The following is an 18,508-nucleotide window of genomic DNA, read 5'->3' on the forward strand; positions in this document are numbered from 1 at the left end:
AAATTCAATCTTATTGATAACCATTCAGATATGAAATGATGTGGCATTGATCATGCAATAATTACTTGACAGGCGTCGGTATACACGTCGTACTCTTTTCGAAAAGGAATGGGGAATGTCGTCCGCGACACGTGAAGGCCGGAGCGCCCGAATAGGCCGCGGACCGCAAATTTCGGGATGGAACGGGAGATGGTTGCGGAAAAGGGAACCGTGGATCGCAAGCGCGACAGCCAGGCCTTGAAAGGCCTTCTTGGCGTGCGTGATCTCGTGCTCGGCGGCGGGGTCTCGCCGGGCGAACGTCTTTCGGAAGTCTGGCTCGCCGAAAAGCTCGGCATTTCGCGCACACCGCTGCGCGCGGCCCTTGCGCGTCTCGAACAGGAAGGCCTGCTCGAGCAGATCCCCTCCGGCGGTTACGCCGTGCGCGGTTTCACCACCGCGGATGTTTTCGACGCCATCGAGCTGCGTGGTGTGCTTGAAGGCACGGCAGCGCGTCTCGCCGCCGAACGCGGTGTCACGCCAGCCAAGCTCAAGGCGATCAAGGGTCTGATCCTCGAGCTCGACAAATGCTTTCGCGATCGGCCGGAGGACATGCTGTTTGCCCAGTATGTCGAGCTCAATGCGGAATTCCATTCCATGCTCGCCGGCCTTGCGGGCAGCGACATGATGCGGCGAGAGGTGGAACGGGCGACGCAACTGCCCTTTGCCTCGCCGAGCGCGTTTCTGGAAAAGCAGGAGGATGTGCTCGCCTTCCGCCTGTCGCTTGTGCATGCGCAGCGTCAGCACCGCGACATCGTTTCGGCAATCGAGATGCGTGAAGGCTCCCGCGCCGAGGCGCTGGCGCGAGAACATGCGCGCCTTGCGCGGCACAATCTGGAATTCGTCATGGAAGAGGATCGCAGCCTGATCACCCGCGTTCCGGGATTGACGCTGATATCGACGTGAGACGCGGCCGGCGATCGAGGGCGAGGAGGCTCTCCTGCTGACCGACGAGAATGCCGATTGGAGAAAGAGGAGGCCGGCGGATCGCGCAGATCGCCGGTAAAAGGAGGAGAAAGCCGTGATTGCCAGAAGAAGTCTGCTCGCCCTCTCCGCGGGGCTTGTCATGTCGGCCGGCCTTGGTCTGCCGTCCTATGCCGAAGATACATTCAAGGTAGGTCTCATCCTGCCGATGACCGGCCCCTTCGCATCGACCGGCCGCCAGGTGGAGGCCGGCGCCAAAGCCTATATCGCTGCGCACGGCGACACCGTCGCCGGCAAGAAGATCGAACTCGTGGTGCGCGACGATGCCGGCACAGCCGACCAGACCCGCCGTATCGCCCAGGAACTGATCGTCAACGACAAGGTCAATACGCTTGCCGGCTTCGGACTGACGCCGCTGGCGCTTTCCGTCGCGCCCGTGATCACCCAGGCCAAGGTGCCAGCCGTCGTCATGGCCGCCGCCACCTCGTCGATCACGCAGGCATCGGAATATTTCATTCGCACCAGCGGCACCCTGCCGCAATATTCGGTGCCGGTCGCGCGCTGGGCGCATGAAAACAATATCAAGAAGGTCGTAACCCTGGTGACCGATTACGGCCCGGGCATCGATGCCGAAACCTGGTTCACCAAGGAGTTCAAGGCAAAGGGCGGTGAGGTCGCTGAGGCCGTGCGCATTCCTCTGCAGAACCCGGATTTCGCGCCTTTCCTGCAGCGTGTGCGCGACGCCAAACCGGATGCGGTCTTCGTGTTCCTGCCATCCGGCGTCGGCTCGCTGTTCATGAAGCAGTTCGTCGACCGCGGCCTTGCCGAAGCGGGCATCAAGCTGATCGGAACCGGTGACATTACCGACGACGATATCCTGAACGGCATGGGCAAGCCTGCGCTCGGCACCATCACCGCGCATTTTTATGCGGCAGCGCACGACAGCCCGGAGAACGCCGAATTCGTCAAGGCCTTCAAGGCCGCCAATAACAACATGCGCCCGAACTTCATGGCGATCGGCGGTTATGATGGCATGCATGCCATCTATGCCGCGCTCGAAGCCACCAAGGGCGATACGGACGGTGCCGCGCTGATCAAGGCGATGAAGGGCCTTGCCTGGACGAGCCCGCGCGGCCCGATCTCCATCGATCCGCAGACCCGCGATATCATCCAGAATATCTATATGCGTGAAGTCAAGGACGTGAACGGCGAACTGCAGAACGTCGAATTTGCGACCTACAAGGATGTGAAGGACCCGGTCAAGGCCGGCCAATAAACTCTACGATAAGATGCGGCGGCGGCAGCTCCGCCGCTTTGCTCCTGGAAAGTCGGGTTTGTCATGCTGACTATTCTGTTCGACGGCATCGCCTATGGAATGCTGCTGCTCATTCTCGCCTGCGGATTGACCATCACGCTTGGATTGATGAATTTCATCAACCTTGCCCATGGCGCTTTCGCCATGGCGGGCGGCTACATCACCGTCGTCCTGATGAACAGCTATGGCGTTTCCTTCTATTGGTGCTTGCCAATCGCCTTCCTCGCAGTCGCGCTTGCCGGCCTGGTTCTGGAGCGCCTGCTCTATCGACATCTCTATTCCAAGCCGCATCTCGACCAGGTGCTGTTTTCCGTCGGCCTGGTCTTCATGTCGATCGCCGGCGCCCATTATTTCATGGGCGGCCAGCAGCAGATGATCCAGCTGCCACAGGAACTCTCCGGCCGCTGGGATCTCTACGGCCTCGGCATCGGCCGCTACCGCCTCTTCATCATCCTTGTCTGCATCCTTCTGACGATCACGCTGCAGCTCCTGCTGACGAAAACCCGTTTTGGCAGTCAGCTGCGTGCCGCTGTCGATGACGGACGGGTTGCCCGCGGGCTCGGCATCAATGTCTCCGCGGTCTTCGCGATGACCTTCGCCGTCGGCTCGGGCCTTGCCGGCCTCGGCGGCGCGATGGGCACCGAGATTCTCGGGCTCGATCCGAATTTTCCGCTGAAATTCATGATCTACTTCCTGATCGTGGTGACCGTCGGCGGTACCTCCTCGATAACTGGGCCATTTCTCGCCGCCCTCCTGCTCGGCGTCGCCGATGTCGCCGGCAAATATTACGTGCCTGAGATCGGCGCCTTCGTCATCTACGGCGTCATGGTCGCCGTGCTTCTCCTGCGTCCGCACGGGCTGTTCTCGCGGGAGGGTGGCCGATGAGCGACGCACGCAGCGAGACGAGAAAACGCGCCATCGAACAGCTTCGCCGCGGCAACGCCTGGCGGCTCTATGAGATCGTCCTCTGGATCGCGGCGATCGCTTCAATCTTCGTGCTGCCTTCGAAGATGCTGCTGCTCACCGAAATCGCCATCACCGCGCTATTTGCCTTGTCCCTCGATCTGGTGCTCGGTTATGCCGGCATCGTTTCGCTCGGTCATGCCGCCTTCTTCGGCCTCGGCGCCTATGCTGCAGGTCTCTTTGCCAAATATGCCATCGCCGAACCCGTCACCGGCCTCTTTGCCGCAGCCGCGGTCTCCGGCCTTGCCGGCTTCGGAGCGAGCTTCCTCGTCCTTCGCGGCTCGGATCTCACGCGGCTGATGACGACGCTCGGCATTGCCTTGATGCTCGCCGAACTCGCCAACCAGATGGCATGGGTGACGGGCGGCGCCGATGGCCTCAGCGGCGTCGCCATCGGGCCGATCCTCGGCATTTTCGAGTTCGACCTCTGGGGCCGCACCGGCTATGTCTACAGCCTCCTTGCACTCTTCGTCCTGACATTTGTCGCACGGCATCTGGTGAATTCCTCCTTCGGCCTGTCGCTGAGGGCGATCAAGGCCAATCCGATGCGCGCCGCGATGGTCGCCATTCCGACGAGGAACCGGATCATCGTCATCTATACGATCGCCGCCGCTTATGCCGGCATTGCCGGCGCGCTGCTGACGCATACGACGAGTTTCGTTTCGCCCGATGTCCTCGCCTTCCATCGTTCGGCGGATGTGCTTCTGGTCCTGGTCATCGGCGGCGTCGGTTATCTCTATGGCGGCATCATCGGCGCGGTCATCTTCACCGTGCTGCGCGACTGGCTCTCGGTCTCCACGCCGCAATACTGGATGTTCTGGATCGGCCTGATCCTGATCGCCATTGTGCTCGTTGGCCGCGAGCGCATCGCTCGCTGGCACACATTTCTGCCGGCCTCGCTGCAGGCCGGCATCAGGCGGCTGGCGACATGGCGTCCTGGCGTGAAGCTGAAAGAAAGCCGATGACCGTCGCCCTTGAAACCCGCAACCTCGTCAAGCGTTTCGGCGGCTTCACCGCCACCAACGATGTCTCGCTGACGATCGAAAGCGGCGCGCGCCATGCGCTGATCGGTCCGAACGGTGCCGGCAAGACCACACTGATCAATCTGCTGACCGGGGTATTGAAGCCGACTTCCGGACAGGTGATCGTCGACGGCGAGGATATCACCGGCCTTTCCTCGCACAGGCGCGTGCGGCGCGGTATCGCGCGCACGTTCCAGATCAACCAGCTCTTTTCGGGCTTTACGCCGCTGGAATCGGTTCTGCTGGCGATCAATGAGCGGGACGGTTTTGGCCGCTCCGCCTGGCGCCCGCTGGCCGCCCATCTGAATGCGACCGGAGAGGCGGTGGACCTCCTGGAGCGTTTCGGCCTTTCCGGCGTCATGGGCGAGAAGACCGGTCGGATTGCCTATGGCAAGCAGCGGCTTCTTGAAATCGCGCTTGCCTTTGCGAGCCGGCCGCGGGTGTTGCTGCTCGACGAGCCGGCGGCCGGTGTCGCCGAAGAAGAGCGCAGCGAGGTGCTGGCCATCGTCCGCAGCTTGCCCGCCGAGGTGACGGTGGTGCTGATCGAACATGACATGGATCTCGTCTTCTCCTTTGCCGACCGCATTTCGGTTCTGGTCGCAGGCGCGGTGATGGTCGAGGGAACGGTCGGCGAGATCGCCGCCGATCCGCGCGTCAAGGCGGTCTATCTCGGGGAGGAGACGGCATGACGGCGCTTTTGCGGATCGACAGGCTCGTTTCCGGTTATGGTGAGGCCCGGGTTCTCGGCGGTGTGAGTCTCGAGCTCGACGAAGGCCGGTCCCTTTCGCTGCTCGGCCGCAATGGTGCGGGCAAGACGACGCTGGTCGACACGATCGTCGGCGTCACCACCCATCATGCCGGAACGATCAGCTTTGCCGGCGCCGATCTGACGCGCACGCGGCCGGAACGGCGGGCCGCTGCCGGTATCGGCTGGGTGCCGCAGGAGCGCAACATCTTCAGGTCGCTCACCGTCGAGGAGAACCTGACGGCGATCGCCCGCCCCGGCCCATGGTCGGTCGAGCGCGTCTATTCCATGTTCCCGCGGTTGAAGGAGCGGCGCGTCAATCGTGGCAACCAGCTTTCGGGCGGCGAGCAGCAGATGCTGGCGCTCGGACGGGCGTTGATGCTCAATCCGAAGCTGCTGCTGCTCGACGAGCCGCTCGAAGGATTGGCGCCGATCATCGTCGACGAACTGCTGGCGGCGTTCCGGAAGATCATCGACGGTGAAGGCATGTCGGCGATCATCATCGAGCAGAAGGCGCGCAAGGTCCTGCCGCTGACCGATCGCACCGTGGTACTGGAGCGTGGCCTTGTCACCTACGCCGGCGAGAGCGCGACCTTGCTGGCCGACGGCGAGATGTTCGACAGGTATCTGGCGCTCGGCGACCATAAGGCCGCTACTGCCTAATTCCTTAAATCGGAACCGATTTGAGGATAAAATTATGCAACAATTCAAAGCGTTACAGCATCCATTGTGCGTCTGAAAAGACGCGGCGCTGTAGCCCGGCCTGACGAAAAACTTTCCGGCACCCCGATGAAAGCCGTGTCGGCCCTTGATAATCTCGGCTCGTCAAGGCAGGAAGTGGCATCGCGGAGACTTGGTGCAGATGACGAGATTGCTGGATGCGCAGGGGCTGGAGATTTCGCATGGGGGGCATCGGACTCGCCTGAAATGGCATCGGTTGCGGAAGCGGTTTGCCGATCCGCTGTTCTCAGCCGAGGTGATGGCGGAGGGTTTTGCGGCTGGCGCCTCGATGGAGCTCGATCTGCGTGTGCGCGCCGACGGCGGCTTTGTCGTGCTCCATGACGAAGACCTCGAGGGCGAAACATCAGGGCACGGGCCGATCGCCGAAAAGACCATTAGTGGCCTTCGCGGCGTCCTGATGCAGGAGGGCGGCCGGCCGTTGATCCTCAGCGAGGATCTTGCCGCCATGATGCAATCGACCCATCCCGCCGCACTGCTGCAATTCGACATGAAAGACGATTACGAGGCGATCGGCGCGAGGGGCATCGAGCATCTTGCCGCGCATTTCCGCGATATCGCCGCCTCGGTGATCGTCAGCGCCGGCAGCCTCGATCTCATCGTCGCCGTCAAGGAGAAGCTTCCGCATCTCCTGCGCGGGATCGATCCGACAGACAAGCTCTACGATATCAGCAAGGCCAATGGCTGGAAGGCGGTCGAGATGGAACTGCGCGCCGACCTCAGCGGCCCGACCGAACCGGACACGATCTATCTGCACTGGCCGCTGATCCTTGAGGCCGCCAATGCAGGGCTGGATATGATCGCGCTCTGCCAGGACGAAGGCAAACGTGTCGATGCCTGGACTTTCACCCTGAAGGACCCGGAGGCTGGCTTCAGCGAGGAGGAATGGCTGAATATCTCGGCGCTGATGGCGCTCAAGCCGGATCAGATCACGACGGACGAGGCGCCGGCGACAGAACGCGCCTGGCGCCGGCGGATGATGGCTTAACCGGGACCGCCGCCAACCCTTCAATGTCGAGGATGAAGGCAAACTCGCCGGCAAGCCCCGGCGAGTAGGCAATGACAGGTCCGCCGTTCATAAGCAAACTATCCACCGGCGGCATCGCCACCATCGCACCGGCCTCGTCGGCGATCAGCGCGCCGGCAAGCATGTCCCAGGCATTGAGATGGCGTTCGTAATAGAGATCGGCAGCACCCTCGGCGACGCGCACGAGGTCGATGGCGGCCGCGCCCATGCGGCGATAGTCCATGCCGCGTTCGTGAAGCCGTTTGGAGAGCGCGAGATAGTCGTCGAAGCTCGTCTTGCGGGAATGGCCGAGAATGACAAGCGCATTGGCCGGATCGGCGGTCGCAGCCACATGGATCGGAAGTCCGTCCTTGAAGGCGCCGCCGCCGCGGACGGCGTGAAAGACTTTGTCTCCGGCGGCGTCGTAGACCACGCCGATCTCCACCTTGCCGCCGACGACGAAGGCGATCGAGATGCCCCAGTGCCGGAAGCCTCTGATATAGTTGGTCGTGCCGTCGATCGGATCGACGACCCAGGTGCCGCCCTCGCCCGACCGTCCGCCGTTTTCTTCGCCCATGAAAGTGTCATCCGGAAAGCGCGAGAGCAGGCCGTCGCGGATCGCCTGCTCGGCCCTCCTGTCGGCGATGGTAACGAAATCCTGCAATCCCTTGTTCTCGACGGCAAGCGAGCCGGGGTCAGAGTCGTGCCGAAACCGGGCCGTTTCCCGCCCGACTTCGACGGCAACGGTGATCGCGACCTCCGCTCGTGCGCGGATGGCGGCGTCGTCGAAAGCGGCATTCATCAGGCAGTCCTTCTTCTGATCAGTGTCACCGGCGTGAATTCGACACGCGCCGTTAGGTCCGGCTCAGCCATCCGGCTCATCAGCAGGTCGACCGTCTTTTCGGCCTGGACGTCGCAGGGTTGGCGGATGGTCGTGAGATCGTAGGCGGTCCAGCTCGCCTGAGGAATGTCGTCATGGCCGATGATGGAGAGCGGCGGTGCATCATCGCGGCCGCGGCCCTGCATGACGCGGTCGATGACGCCGCAGGCCAGGTAGTCGTTGGCGCAAAACAGTCCGTCGATGCCGGATGCAGCAAGTCCGGCGGCCGCATCATAGCCGCTCCGGTAGTCGTTGATTTTGAGATGCAGAAATTCCGGCTCGACGCCGAGCTGCTTGCAGCGCGCGACGAACGCCTCGCTGCGCCGCCGCGCCGTGTAGGATATGGCGGGTGCGGCCATGACGGCGGGCTTTCGCACGCCGCAGTCGATCAGGTGGCTGGCAGCGAGATGGCCGGCCATACGGTCATCGGAAATGATGCGGTCGACGAAGGGAATGTCGTTGCCCTTGTTGATCAGCACGATCGGCACGCCCTCGGCCGCGCATTGCTCGCAGATCTCGGTCGGCGGCGCGTCCGAGGTGACGATGACGCCAGACACGGCGTAATGCAGCAGCTGGCCGATGACCGTCGAGGTGTCGGCCTCTGGCGAGGTCGGCAGCAGGATGGGGCGGAAATTGCGGGCGAGCAGCACTCTTGCCAGATGCTCGATCTGCAGCGTGCGGAACGGATTGTCGAGGCCGGCAGCGACGAGGCCGACGAGATCGGAGCGTTTGTTGGTGAGGCTTCGGGCAAGATAGTTCACCCGATAGCCGAGTTCCTTGGCAGCCTGATAGACTTTCTCGCGCGTCTTCGGCGAAACGCTGGCATCCGGCGTGAAGGCGCGCGACACGGCCGCGCGCGAGACGCCGGCCACACGCGCCACGTCGAAAGAGGTTACCTTGCGCGGTCCCTTATCCCTGTCTGCCAACTGCTTTTTCCTTAACCGCCGGCGATCGCATCAGATCGGGCAGATCCGTGCAGATGCCGAGAACCGGAAGCTTCATAATGTCATTAAGAACAGCCGGCCGCTCCTCGTGCCAGAGCACGATCTCGCGGCCCGCGTCGAAGGCGCGGCGCATCAGCGCGTCGGTCACCAGATCCTGCGGACGTTCGCCTGCCCTCTCCCAGCACAGATGCAAGATATCGGCGCCGGCCTCGTCGCCGAGCGCATGCGGATCGTGGCCGACACGGATCAGCACCGACAGCGGAAAGTCGCAGTCGACGTCGCTGAGTTCGCGCACCTGCGCCGTATCGAAGGAGCCGAGACAGGCGAAACGCTGGTTCATCTCGGCAAGGTGGCGCCAGCAGCGCATGCCGGTCCCAGGCGCTTTGAGTTCGACGTAGAGACCGGTTCCGGTCTCGCGGCCAAATGCGGCGACCTCGGAAAAACTCGGCACGTCGACGCCGTCGAGGCCGGCGAGCTCTGCCGCCGTCATCTCGGAAATGCGGCGGTCGATGCCGAAGACGCGCCCAAGGTGATCGTCATGCGAGACGACGACCACGCCGTCCCTGGTTAGCTGCGTGTCGAGCTCCCACATTTCCGCGCCGAGTTCGGCGGCGCGGCGGAAGGCGGCGATCGTGTTCTCGCGTTCATGCCCACTGGCGCCGCGATGGCCGATGCAAAAGGGAAGCCGGCCCTTGCCCGACGGCCAGCCGTAACGCTCGAAAAATGCCGAGAAATCGCGGGTCATCCGAGCCTCCTGCCATTTTCGTCGAAGACGAACACGCCGCGGCTGTCGATCGCCCAGCGGACATCGTCGCCCAGCTGGATATCGCTGCGCACCGGCTGGATCGAACGCAGCAGCGGTCCGCCGGCAAGAGCCACGTCGTAGAGGTTCTCGCGGCCCTGCGTTTCGGCGAAAGTAACCTTGCCGGGCACGGGGATGTCGCCTGCCGGCGTAAAATGCTCCGGCCGGACGCCGAGCATCAGCTTGGTGCCCTCGGTGGCACCGACAGAATCCGGCAGCGGCACGCGGATCTCGCTTTGCGGGATGGTGAAGGCGCCCTTGTCCATGACTCCGCGCAGGAAGGTGATCGGCGGATTGCCGAGAAAGCCGGCGACGAAGGCGGTCTTCGGATCATTGTACATTTCGGCCGGCGTGGCGATCTGGACGATCTCGCCTTCCTTCATGATGGCGATGCGGTCGCACATGCTCATCGCCTCGACCTGGTCGTGGGTAACGAGAATGGCGGTGATGCCGGTTTCGCGTTGCAGGCGGCGAATCTCCGATCGCATTTCGAGGCGCAGCTTGGCGTCGAGATTGGCGAGGGGCTCATCGAGCAGCAGCACATCGGGCTTGCGGATCAGCGCGCGGGCGAGCGCCACGCGCTGCTGCTGGCCGCCGGAAAGCTCGGCCGGCCTGCGGCCCATCAGGTTGCCGATCTGGACAAGGGCGGCGATGCCGTCGACTTCCTTGCGGATCTCGGCGGCCGGCATGCCCTTCACCTTCAGCGGAAAGCCGATGTTTTCGGCAACCGTCATGTGCGGATAGAGCGCATAGGACTGGAAGACGACGCCGACATTGCGAGCCTGGCTCGGCAGATCCGTAACGTCGCGGTCACCGAAGAGGATGCGTCCGCCGGTCGGCCGGTGGATACCGCAGACTGCAAACAACGTCGTCGACTTGCCGCAGCCGGAAGGACCGAGCAGCGCCAGCATCTCGCCGTTGCCGACTTCGAGCGTCATGTTCTCGATGACCTTGGTAGAGCCGAAGCTCTTCGAAAAATTGTCGAGGAGAATGCGCATCAGCCTTTGCTCCCGCCGCCATAGATGTTCATGAGATATTTGTTGAAGAGCGCGTAAACGAGCAGCACCGGAACGAGGTAGAAGACGCCGACCGCTTTGAACATGTTGAAGTCATAATTGTTGTCGTCGGCGAGGAAGCCGGCGAGATAGACCGAGAGTACCTGTACCTGGTTGCCAGGCGCCAGCACCTGCGGCAGGATGAATTCGCCCCAGCCGGAAAGGAAAGAGAACAGGCCAAGCGCCATGATTCCGGGCTTGACCTGCGGCAGCACGAGGCTGCGCCAGACCCGGAAGCGCGAGGCGCCGTCGACGACGCCGGCCATTTCGATTTCCCAGGGCACTGTGTCGTAAAAACCCTTCATCAGCCAGATTCCGAGCGGCAAGTCGATCGCTGCCTTCACCAGGATGACGCCGATCAGCGAATTGTAGAGGCCGATCATCTGCAGCACGATGAAGATGGCGATGATCAGCGTCACCGACGGGAAAGCATGCAGCACCATGACGCCGGCAAGGAAGAAACCGCGTGCCGGGACGTTCAGCCGTGACAGCACGTAGCCCGCCATAGACGAGACGATGAGCACCACGCTGGTGGTGCAGGCCGCAAACAGCAGCGTATTCAGCGTCACCTGCCAGATGTTCGCCTTGCCCTCCGTCGTTTGCCACAGAAAGCGCCAGTGATTGAGCGTCAAGCCGGAGGGCAGCAGCGCGTCCGCCTGCTTCACCGTCACGGTGTCGAGGAAGAGATAGACATACATTAAGAGTAGCGGCAGGCTGACGATTGTCAGCGCCGTTATGACAGGCCAACTGCGGTAATTTGCCGTGGGCTGCGATCGTTCGGCCATGGTCAATCCTCGATCAATGGCTTGGCGACAAGCGTGCCGTAGTTGAAGACGCGCAGATAGAGGAGCGACATCGTCACGCCGATGACGACGAGCACCAATGCCATAGCGGCACCCAAGCCGTATTCGAGATTGCCGGCATAGTTCCTCAGCGCAGTGTGATAGGCCGACAGCGCCCAGACCTCGGTGGCATTGCCCGGTCCGCCATTGGTGGCAAGCAGGATTTCATTGAAGGAGGCAAGCAGCGACAGCGTCTGATAGCAGGTAACGAAGAGGATCGGCCAGCGCATCTGCGGCAGGATGATGTAGCGGATCTGCTGCCAGCGGGAGGCCCCGTCGACCTCGCTCGCATAGAACTGGCTCTTCGGAATGGCCTTCATCGCCGAGGAGAAGACCAGCATGCCCATCGAGGCGCCGATGAAGCCGTTGATCAACACGACGAAGAACCAGGCGTTATAGGCGTTGTCGAGAAGATAGTTCTTCGGCGGATAGCCGAACTTGCCCATCAGGATCGAAATGAACCCGGTGTCCCAGGCGAGCCACTTCCATAGCATCACGTAGATGACGACAGGGGTGATGCGCGGCAGGAGCCAGATTCCGCGGAAGATCGATGCCGGCGTCGGCGGCATGTAATGCGTCCAGATCGCCAGCAGCAGCGCATAACCGACATTGAACAGCATCAGCACCAGAGCGACGTAGAGCACGGTATTGAAAAGCACCCGCGCCATGTCGGGTGAGGTGGTCATGCGCGAGAAATTGTCGGTCGTCCAAACCCAGCCGGTATAGGTGACCCTGGCGACGGTTTCCTTCTGTTCCGGGGTCAGCTTGAATCCCAGACTGTCCAGTGCCGAAAAGAGCTGCTCCTTGCTGTCGAAACGGGTGTTGAGGACGGAGCGGTTGAACTGTTCGGAGATCTGCTTGACCTCGCGTGTCGAAGGTCGCTCGGCAAGATCCTTGATCATGCGCTCGACTTCGCGGCGTGTCGGGAAGACCTCACCTGTATGTTTGGCTCGCAATTCCGCGGCAATTCCCGGCGCAAGCCCGAGGCCCTCGACGGCCTCGAGGCCTGCGTCGTCGATGGTGTAGCGCGGTTCAGCCATCTCGGCTGCAATGTCTGGCATGGCCGACTTTAGCGCGATCAAAGAATTGGGCGCGATCTGGTAGACACCGCCTGATATGCCGGTCGCCGTCGTCATGCTGGTCATCGAAAAGACCGCCGTCAGAACGACCGGCATCAGGAAGAAAAGAACGATCATGATCGCCGCAGGCGCAATCATCACCAGTCCGAGCGTTCTAGACGAATTCATAGAAGCCTCCTCGCGGACCGACCGGGCAGCGTTGCCGCCGCCCGGCTTCGATCTTAGCGGATGACGATCTTGTCGCCGAGCGTGCTCTTCAGCTCGCTCTCGGCGTCACTGATCGCGGCGTCTACGGTCTTGGCGCCGGTCCAGGATGCCTCGAGATTCTTCCACATGATGTTCCAATATTTGCCGAAATCGGAATTGTTCGGCATCGCATTGGCATGCGGCAGCAGGCGCTCGGTGGCTTCGCGGGTCCAGCGGTCAGCCGAGTAGAAATCGACCGTGGATTCCGACTTGGAGATGCCGAGATGGGCTGATTTGACCGCATGCAGCGCATTGGTGCGCGGCTCGGAGGCGATCTTGACCAGCTGGGCGGCGATCTCGGTGTCTTCCTGGTCGTGACCTGCGGTCAGCAGGTAGACGAGCGGATGGGTCAGCGTGTTGGCCTTGCCGCCTTCGCCGGCGGGGATCAGCGTGAAGATCACGTTGCCGAAGAAGTCCTTCAGGCCTTCCTGGTTGACGAGACGGGCATAGTGCCATGTGCCGCCGTCCCAGATGCCGGCCTTGCCGGTGGCGACTTCCTTCCACCACTGGTCACCCGGCATGCCGATGTGGTTCTTCTTGGTGACGCCTGCCTTAACGGCATCGGCGAAGAACTGATAGGTGCGGGTCATCGCGGCCTTGTCGAAAACGAGCTTGCCGCCTTCTTCCATCGTGCCGCCGAAGCTGGTGTAGAACTGCCAGTAATCAGGGCCGTTGCTGGTGCGCGGATAGAAACCGTAGCCGGGCTGGACGAGGCCCTTGTCCTGCATCTTCTTGGCGTCTTCGAGCAGGTTCTGCATGGTATACTTGCCGTCCTGGACGCTCTGCGGCAGCGCATCCAGTTCGGCATCGCTATAGCCGATCGCCTTCATGTAAGGCTTCCAGAAGAACATCGGGCGGGATTCAGCATCCTGCGGGATACCGTAGACGGTGCCGTTATAGGACGCGATCTGCAGCAGGTTCTCATAGATATCGCTGAGCGGCCAAGAGTCGAGATCGACATAATCCTCGATCGGAACGATCAGCCCGGCCTGCGACCAGGGTGCGATGTCTTCATGGCCGCTGACGACGATATTCGGAGCGGTCTTGGCTTCGGCGGCAAGGGTCAGCGCCTGCTTGAAGTCCTCCCAGGCCGAATAGGGCTTCTTCTCGACGGTGATCTTCAGCTCTTCGCCCTTGAGGGCGGCTTCACGCTGCAGCTGCTGGGCTGCGATCTCGATGGCGTCGAGGCGATAGACGTCGTTCGGGCCGGTACCGCCGGCCCAGACGCTGATGTGAACGTCCTTGGCGAGTGCAATTGCGGAGGTCGAAGCCAGGATCGCGGCTGCGACGGCAAGGGATTTCAATGTCGGCAAAATGGTCATCTTCTTCGTCTCCCTGGAAGAGCAGTGTGAGGCCTCTTGACGGGTCATCACTGTTGCGTGACGGCCGTTCCGAAAACCCCACGAAAACGTGGCGTATCCCGCTCTAGGGGTTGAACGTAACGACCGAATGACAAAATTGAGCACGTGTGCAAAATTATTATGACGATGTCCGCACGACTTGCAAGCGGCGGCTTTCGGTCGTCATCTTTTACGCTTCAATTTGCTTGTTTCCTGGTCTAGCATCGCCGCCATGAGCCTTGAATCCGTCCGCGCCTTCCTGCACGCGCATGCACCCGATATCGAAATCATCGAAACCGCCGAGAGCTCCTCGACGGTGGCGCTTGCCGCCGAAGCCCATGGCGTTGAGCCGGCCCAGATCGCCAAGACGATCTGCCTGCGTGTCGGCGAGCAGATGATGCTGGTCGTTGCCGGCGGCACGGCGCGACTCGACAATCGCAAGTTCAAGGACACCTTCGGAGCCAAGGGACGCATGCTCGATGCCGAAGAGGTTGTGGCCGTCACCAGCCATCCGGTCGGCGGCGTCTGCCCCTTCGGCCTGCCCTCACCGTTGCCCATCTATTGCGATATCTCGCTGAAACGCTTCGATGAAGTCGTGCCGGCCGCAGGCTCGACGAACTCGGCCGTGCGCATCGAAACCGGGCGGCTGGCGGAGCTGACCGGCGCCAGCTGGATAGACGTCTGCCAGTAATGGCGCCGAAGAGCTTCACACTTGGGAAAGAGTCCCTATATTACATCTCGACATGCCGTGACTGCGCATGACAGGAGATCAGGAATGCCGAGTGCCGTTTCGCGTTTTGCCAAGATCGCGGCCATTGCCGCTCTGACGAGCGCTACCGTTTTTGCTTCCCTTGATGATGCCGAGGCGCGCCGCGCCGGCAGCGGCGGTTTCGGAAGCCGCGGCACGCGCACCTTCCAGGCACCGCCTGTCACCAGCACCGCGCCTGGGACCGCAGCACCGATCGAACGATCGATGACGCCGCGTCCGCAGACCACCGCACCTGCTACCGCGCAACAGCCCCTCGGCGCTCAGCGCCCCGGTTTCTTTGGCGGATTCGGCCGTTCGATGATCGGCGGCCTGATTGCCGGCGGCCTTCTCGGCATGCTGCTCGGTCACGGTTTCGGCGGCGGCTTCGGCTTGCTCGGCATGCTGTTGCAGATCGCGCTGATCGGCGGCGCCGTCATGCTCGCCATGCGTTATTTCGCCAACCGCCGCCAGCCTTCCTACGGCGTCGGCGGCGGCCAGAGCCGATCCTATAACATGACGCCCACGAATAATTCGTCTTTCCAGATCCCGACGATCGGTTCGGGCAGCGGTTTCGGCGGGCAGTCGCGCGGCGATCGGCCGAGCGACGAGATCGGGCTGGCGCAGGCCGATCTCGATCAGTTCGAGGAATTGCTGACCCAAGTGCAGACCGCTTACGGTGCCGAGGATTACGGCACGTTGCGCCGGCTGACGACGCCCGAGGCTATGTCCTATCTCGCCGAAGAGCTTGGCGAAAACGCCACCGACGGTGTGCGCAACAGCGTCTCCGACGTTAAGCTGCTGCAGGGCGATATTGCCGAGGCCTGGCGCGAGGACGGCCAGGAATATGCGACGCTCGCCATGCGTTATTCCTCGATCGACGCGATGGTCGAACGCGACAGCGGCCGCCTGGTTTCCGGCAACGACCACCGTCCGACCGAAAGCACCGAGGTTTGGACCTTCGTGCGCAAGTCTGGCGCCGATTGGAAGCTTGCGGCTATCCAGGGTGCCGAGCAGCGCGCCGCTTGATGCGGCGCTCAAGACCAATACTCTGTCTTTAATTCACCGCCACCGGTTTGGAACGCATGCGGGAGACCGTCTCGCGTTCCGCCCGCTTGCAGCGTATCGGCGGCAGTCCGCGATCCATCAGGTCCATGTCTTCGAGCACCATGTCGCCCATTTTCTTGAAGGCGCTGTCGAGCGCGCCGGCCCTATGCGCCGAGCGGATGAAACCTTTCAGGTTCCGTATTGGGTGGTTGGCCGGCAGCGGCTCCTCTGGGTAGACGTCGCTCGCCGCGACGATATGGCCTGACGAAACCGCCGCCATCAGCGCATTGAAATCGACGACATCGGCGCGGCTGAGCAGGATGAAGGCCGCGCCCTTGCGCATGCTGGCGAAGGCCTCAGCGCCCAGAAATCCCCTGTTTTCACTGGTGACGGCCGCGACGACGAAGATGAAATCGCTCTTCGTCAGGACATCGTCCAGGCTTGCCGGCTCGACGCCGTTTTCCTCGAGGATCGATTGCGGCAGCCAGGGGTCGAATACCCGGATGCGCGCCCTGAAGCCGGACAGTAGCCGGCGCAGCGCCCTGCCGAGATCGCCGAAGCCGACGATGCCGATCTCGGAGCCGGCGATCAGCCGCGCACTCGAATTCCCCTCCCCTCCCCAGAGTTCGTTGCCTTGGCGAAAAGCGACATCCGCGTCGATGATGCCGCGCGCTAAAGCCAGCGCGAAGCCGAGACCCATTTCGGCGACCGGCTCGGCAAAGACCTGCCCTGTCGTCACGACGTGGATACCGCGCTGGAAGAGCACCTCATAGGGCATGTTGTTGAGAAGATTGCTTTCGACGTTGAGGATCGAGCGCAAGCCCGGCATTCTGGTCAGAGTTTCGGCCGAAAGCGGCGGCTGGCCGATGATGTAGCGTGCCCTGCCGAGGATGTCGTCGCCGAGCCCGGCGATATTCTCGGGGTCGGCCTCGACGATCTCGTATTTCGCATGCAGTTCGGCGCGCGCGCTGTCGCTGAAGATCAGATCGAGCGTGCGCGGCTCGGGCGCGCTGATCGCCAGCGGCCGTTCGGTATTCGTCATGGGCGTCTCCTCCATCGCGGCGGTTTGCACCGTTTCTGCCGGACGATTGATAGCCCCTTTGCGGAGTTGCTTCCAGTTCGATCTTGAGGCGCGGCGCGTCGGGAGAAGCTATCGAAAGTGGCATCTGCCTATCAGATAAGCAGTTGAATTGGCTCGGTATTTCATGGTATTTTCGTTGACGGCGTGAATTCTTTGAACTAGCGTGATGCGCGCGACTTGGAACCGTGCGTGTGTTCGGCCGTCGCAGGATATTCGAAAACTCACGAGGGGAATGAGCAATGAAATCAGCAATCAAGAGCGGCCTGCTTGCCTTGGCTGCCGCGGCGCTTCCAGCCGTTGCCTATGCCCATCCGACCATCGGCGAAGCTGCCGGCTTCAGCCATGGCTTTGCCCATCCGATCTCTGGCCTCGATCATGTCCTCGCCATGGTGATGGTCGGTGTTTTCGCATTTCAGCTCGGTGGCCGCGCCAGCTGGCTCGTGCCGACGACCTTCGTCCTGGTGATGGCGCTCGGCGGTACCCTCGGCGTTGCCGGCATCAATGTTCCCTTCGTTGAAACCGGCATCGCGCTTTCCGTCGTCGTCCTCGGCGCCGTCGTCGCGCTTAACGTCAAGGCGCCGCTGGCCGCGGCACTCGGCATCATCGGCCTCTTCGCCATCTTCCACGGTCATGCACATGGCGCCGAAATGCCGGAAAATGCCGCCGGTGCCGCCTATGCCGCCGGTTTTATGGTCGCGACCGCACTGCTGCATGTCGCCGGCCTCACGCTCGGTTACGTCATCGGCCGCGCTGGCGAACGTCAGGGCGTCTTCGTGACACGCACGGCTGGCGGTCTTGCCGCTGTTGCCGGTGTCGGCCTTCTGGCCGGCCTAATCTAAGCCTGAAGGCATTAACTAGCCCGCCTAGACATCGCGATCCAACAGAACGCCCGGCATGCGTAACGCACCGCCGGGCGTTTCTGCGTCATCGCGGCAAAGTGCTGTGGACTTGACTCAGGTCAAATCCAGCCACGTCGCGTCCGGTTATATCTAACCCACGATCAACGAACGGACATCCAAATTGACGCAGGCCTACCTTGCCGATTGCCGGCGAGACGCGAAAGTCAGTATAGTGATTTCAGAAATTTCTGAAATCACAGACGCAACGGAAACGACCATGAACCTTCCGCCTCTCGTTCAGTCCTTCGTTCTCCACTTCGGCGAAATGGGGTCCCGCTGGGGAATCAACCGCACGGTCGGCCAGATCTATGCCCTGCTCTTCGTCTCGCCCGCGCCGGTCTGCGCCGAGGAAATCGCCGAGTCGCTCGGCATCTCGCGCTCCAATGTTTCGATGAGCCTGCGCGAGTTGCAGGCTTGGAATCTTGTCATCCTGAAACACAAGCCGGACGACCGGCGCGATTTCTTCACCACACCTGATGATGTCTGGCAGATATTGAGGACGCTTGCCGAGGAGCGAAAGAAGCGTGAAGTCGATCCGACGCTGTCGGTTCTGCGTGAGATCCTGATGCAGCGGCCAGCCAGCGATGCCGAGCGGCATGCGCAGCAGCGCATGAGCGAGATGCACACGCTGATCGAGCAACTGACGCATTGGTATGAAGACGTAAAACAACTTGAAACGGAAAGGCTCGCAACGCTCCTCTCGCTTGGCGCGAAAGTGACCAAGCTTCTGGAAGCCAAGGACCGGGTCGTTTCGCTCGGCCGCAGCCGCCGGCCAAATCCTGCGAACAAGAGTTAGCGC

Annotated in this window: 19 protein-coding genes; 11 read left to right on the forward strand and 8 right to left on the reverse strand. The window is 62.0% G+C overall.

From position 1 onward, the window contains the following. The first annotated feature begins 189 nt into the window (after window positions 1–189). The 7 genes from V8P77_RS22485 (at window position 190) to V8P77_RS22515 (ending at window position 6,731) form a co-directional block, all read left to right on the forward strand. Complete coding sequence (locus tag V8P77_RS22485) at window positions 190–942, forward strand: GntR family transcriptional regulator (RefSeq protein WP_335914327.1); 753 nt, start codon at window positions 190–192, stop codon at window positions 940–942. Window positions 943–1,057: 115 nt separating this feature from the next. Next, complete coding sequence (locus V8P77_RS22490) at window positions 1,058–2,236, forward strand: ABC transporter substrate-binding protein (protein WP_335914328.1); 1,179 nt, start codon at window positions 1,058–1,060, stop codon at window positions 2,234–2,236. A 63-nt stretch (window positions 2,237–2,299) separates the two neighbouring features. Next, window positions 2,300–3,160 carry a branched-chain amino acid ABC transporter permease gene (locus tag V8P77_RS22495; protein ID WP_335914329.1) on the forward strand — a complete coding sequence of 287 codons (861 nt, stop codon included), beginning with the start codon at window positions 2,300–2,302 and terminating at the stop codon, window positions 3,158–3,160. Next, a complete protein-coding gene (locus V8P77_RS22500) occupies window positions 3,157–4,203 on the forward strand; it encodes a branched-chain amino acid ABC transporter permease (protein WP_335914330.1) in 1,047 nt (348 codons plus the stop codon). The genes V8P77_RS22495 and V8P77_RS22500 overlap by 4 nt, the downstream gene beginning before the upstream one ends. Next, on the forward strand, window positions 4,200–4,949 hold the full coding sequence (locus tag V8P77_RS22505; protein ID WP_335914331.1) for an ABC transporter ATP-binding protein: 750 nt from the start codon (window positions 4,200–4,202) through the stop codon (window positions 4,947–4,949). Before V8P77_RS22500 ends, V8P77_RS22505 begins: the two co-directional genes overlap by 4 nt. Then, window positions 4,946–5,668 (forward strand): ABC transporter ATP-binding protein, encoded by a 723-nt coding sequence (locus V8P77_RS22510; RefSeq protein WP_335914332.1) that lies wholly within the window; start codon window positions 4,946–4,948, stop codon window positions 5,666–5,668. The genes V8P77_RS22505 and V8P77_RS22510 overlap by 4 nt, the downstream gene beginning before the upstream one ends. Window positions 5,669–5,867: 199 nt before the next feature. Then, window positions 5,868–6,731, forward strand: coding sequence for a glycerophosphodiester phosphodiesterase (locus V8P77_RS22515; RefSeq protein WP_335914333.1), 864 nt, complete (start codon window positions 5,868–5,870; stop codon window positions 6,729–6,731). Here V8P77_RS22515 and V8P77_RS22520 read toward each other — a convergent pair. Genes V8P77_RS22520 through V8P77_RS22550 form a run of 7 tightly spaced genes read right to left on the reverse strand, consistent with a single transcriptional unit; the run spans window position 6,673 to window position 13,919 of the window. Further along, window positions 6,673–7,551: an inositol monophosphatase family protein gene (locus V8P77_RS22520; protein WP_335914334.1), complete on the reverse strand. Its 879-nt coding sequence runs from the start codon at window positions 7,549–7,551 to the stop codon at window positions 6,673–6,675. The genes V8P77_RS22515 and V8P77_RS22520 overlap by 59 nt on opposite strands. Next, complete coding sequence (locus V8P77_RS22525; protein WP_335914335.1) at window positions 7,551–8,555, reverse strand: LacI family DNA-binding transcriptional regulator; 1,005 nt, start codon at window positions 8,553–8,555, stop codon at window positions 7,551–7,553. The genes V8P77_RS22520 and V8P77_RS22525 overlap by 1 nt, the downstream gene beginning before the upstream one ends. After that, the gene (locus tag V8P77_RS22530; RefSeq protein ID WP_335914336.1) at window positions 8,539–9,318 is read right to left on the reverse strand and encodes a glycerophosphodiester phosphodiesterase; all 780 of its coding nucleotides are present in this window, start codon (window positions 9,316–9,318) and stop codon (window positions 8,539–8,541) included. The genes V8P77_RS22525 and V8P77_RS22530 overlap by 17 nt, the downstream gene beginning before the upstream one ends. After that, the gene (locus V8P77_RS22535) at window positions 9,315–10,373 is read right to left on the reverse strand and encodes an ABC transporter ATP-binding protein (RefSeq protein ID WP_335914337.1); all 1,059 of its coding nucleotides are present in this window, start codon (window positions 10,371–10,373) and stop codon (window positions 9,315–9,317) included. Before V8P77_RS22535 ends, V8P77_RS22530 begins: the two co-directional genes overlap by 4 nt. After that, window positions 10,373–11,215: a carbohydrate ABC transporter permease gene (locus V8P77_RS22540; RefSeq protein ID WP_335914338.1), complete on the reverse strand. Its 843-nt coding sequence runs from the start codon at window positions 11,213–11,215 to the stop codon at window positions 10,373–10,375. The genes V8P77_RS22535 and V8P77_RS22540 overlap by 1 nt, the downstream gene beginning before the upstream one ends. Before the next feature lie 2 nt (window positions 11,216–11,217). Next, entirely contained in the window at window positions 11,218–12,519 is a 1,302-nt protein-coding gene (locus V8P77_RS22545; RefSeq protein ID WP_335914339.1) for a carbohydrate ABC transporter permease, read from the reverse strand. A 53-nt stretch (window positions 12,520–12,572) separates the two neighbouring features. Further along, window positions 12,573–13,919 (reverse strand): extracellular solute-binding protein, encoded by a 1,347-nt coding sequence (locus V8P77_RS22550; RefSeq protein ID WP_335914340.1) that lies wholly within the window; start codon window positions 13,917–13,919, stop codon window positions 12,573–12,575. 250 nt (window positions 13,920–14,169) lie between these two features. Here V8P77_RS22550 and V8P77_RS22555 point away from each other — a divergent pair, with 250 nt between their 5' ends. Beyond that, window positions 14,170–14,628 carry a YbaK/EbsC family protein gene (locus V8P77_RS22555; protein WP_335914341.1) on the forward strand — a complete coding sequence of 153 codons (459 nt, stop codon included), beginning with the start codon at window positions 14,170–14,172 and terminating at the stop codon, window positions 14,626–14,628. 84 nt (window positions 14,629–14,712) lie between these two features. Then, the gene (locus V8P77_RS22560) at window positions 14,713–15,711 is read left to right on the forward strand and encodes a Tim44 domain-containing protein (protein ID WP_335914342.1); all 999 of its coding nucleotides are present in this window, start codon (window positions 14,713–14,715) and stop codon (window positions 15,709–15,711) included. A gap of 28 nt (window positions 15,712–15,739) precedes the next feature. Here the strand turns inward: V8P77_RS22560 and V8P77_RS22565 are convergent, their stop codons facing one another. Continuing rightward, entirely contained in the window at window positions 15,740–16,771 is a 1,032-nt protein-coding gene (locus V8P77_RS22565; protein WP_335914343.1) for a hydroxyacid dehydrogenase, read from the reverse strand. Window positions 16,772–17,049: 278 nt separating this feature from the next. On the opposite strand from V8P77_RS22565, the gene V8P77_RS22570 reads away from it, so the two are divergent. Further along, window positions 17,050–17,649, forward strand: coding sequence for a HupE/UreJ family protein (locus tag V8P77_RS22570; RefSeq protein ID WP_335914344.1), 600 nt, complete (start codon window positions 17,050–17,052; stop codon window positions 17,647–17,649). A 277-nt stretch (window positions 17,650–17,926) separates the two neighbouring features. Next, complete coding sequence (locus tag V8P77_RS22575; RefSeq protein ID WP_026157699.1) at window positions 17,927–18,505, forward strand: GbsR/MarR family transcriptional regulator; 579 nt, start codon at window positions 17,927–17,929, stop codon at window positions 18,503–18,505. Window positions 18,506–18,508 lie beyond the last annotated feature (3 nt).

It is taken from the genome of Rhizobium aouanii (assembly GCF_037002925.1).
GTDB lineage: Bacteria > Pseudomonadota > Alphaproteobacteria > Rhizobiales > Rhizobiaceae > Rhizobium > Rhizobium aouanii.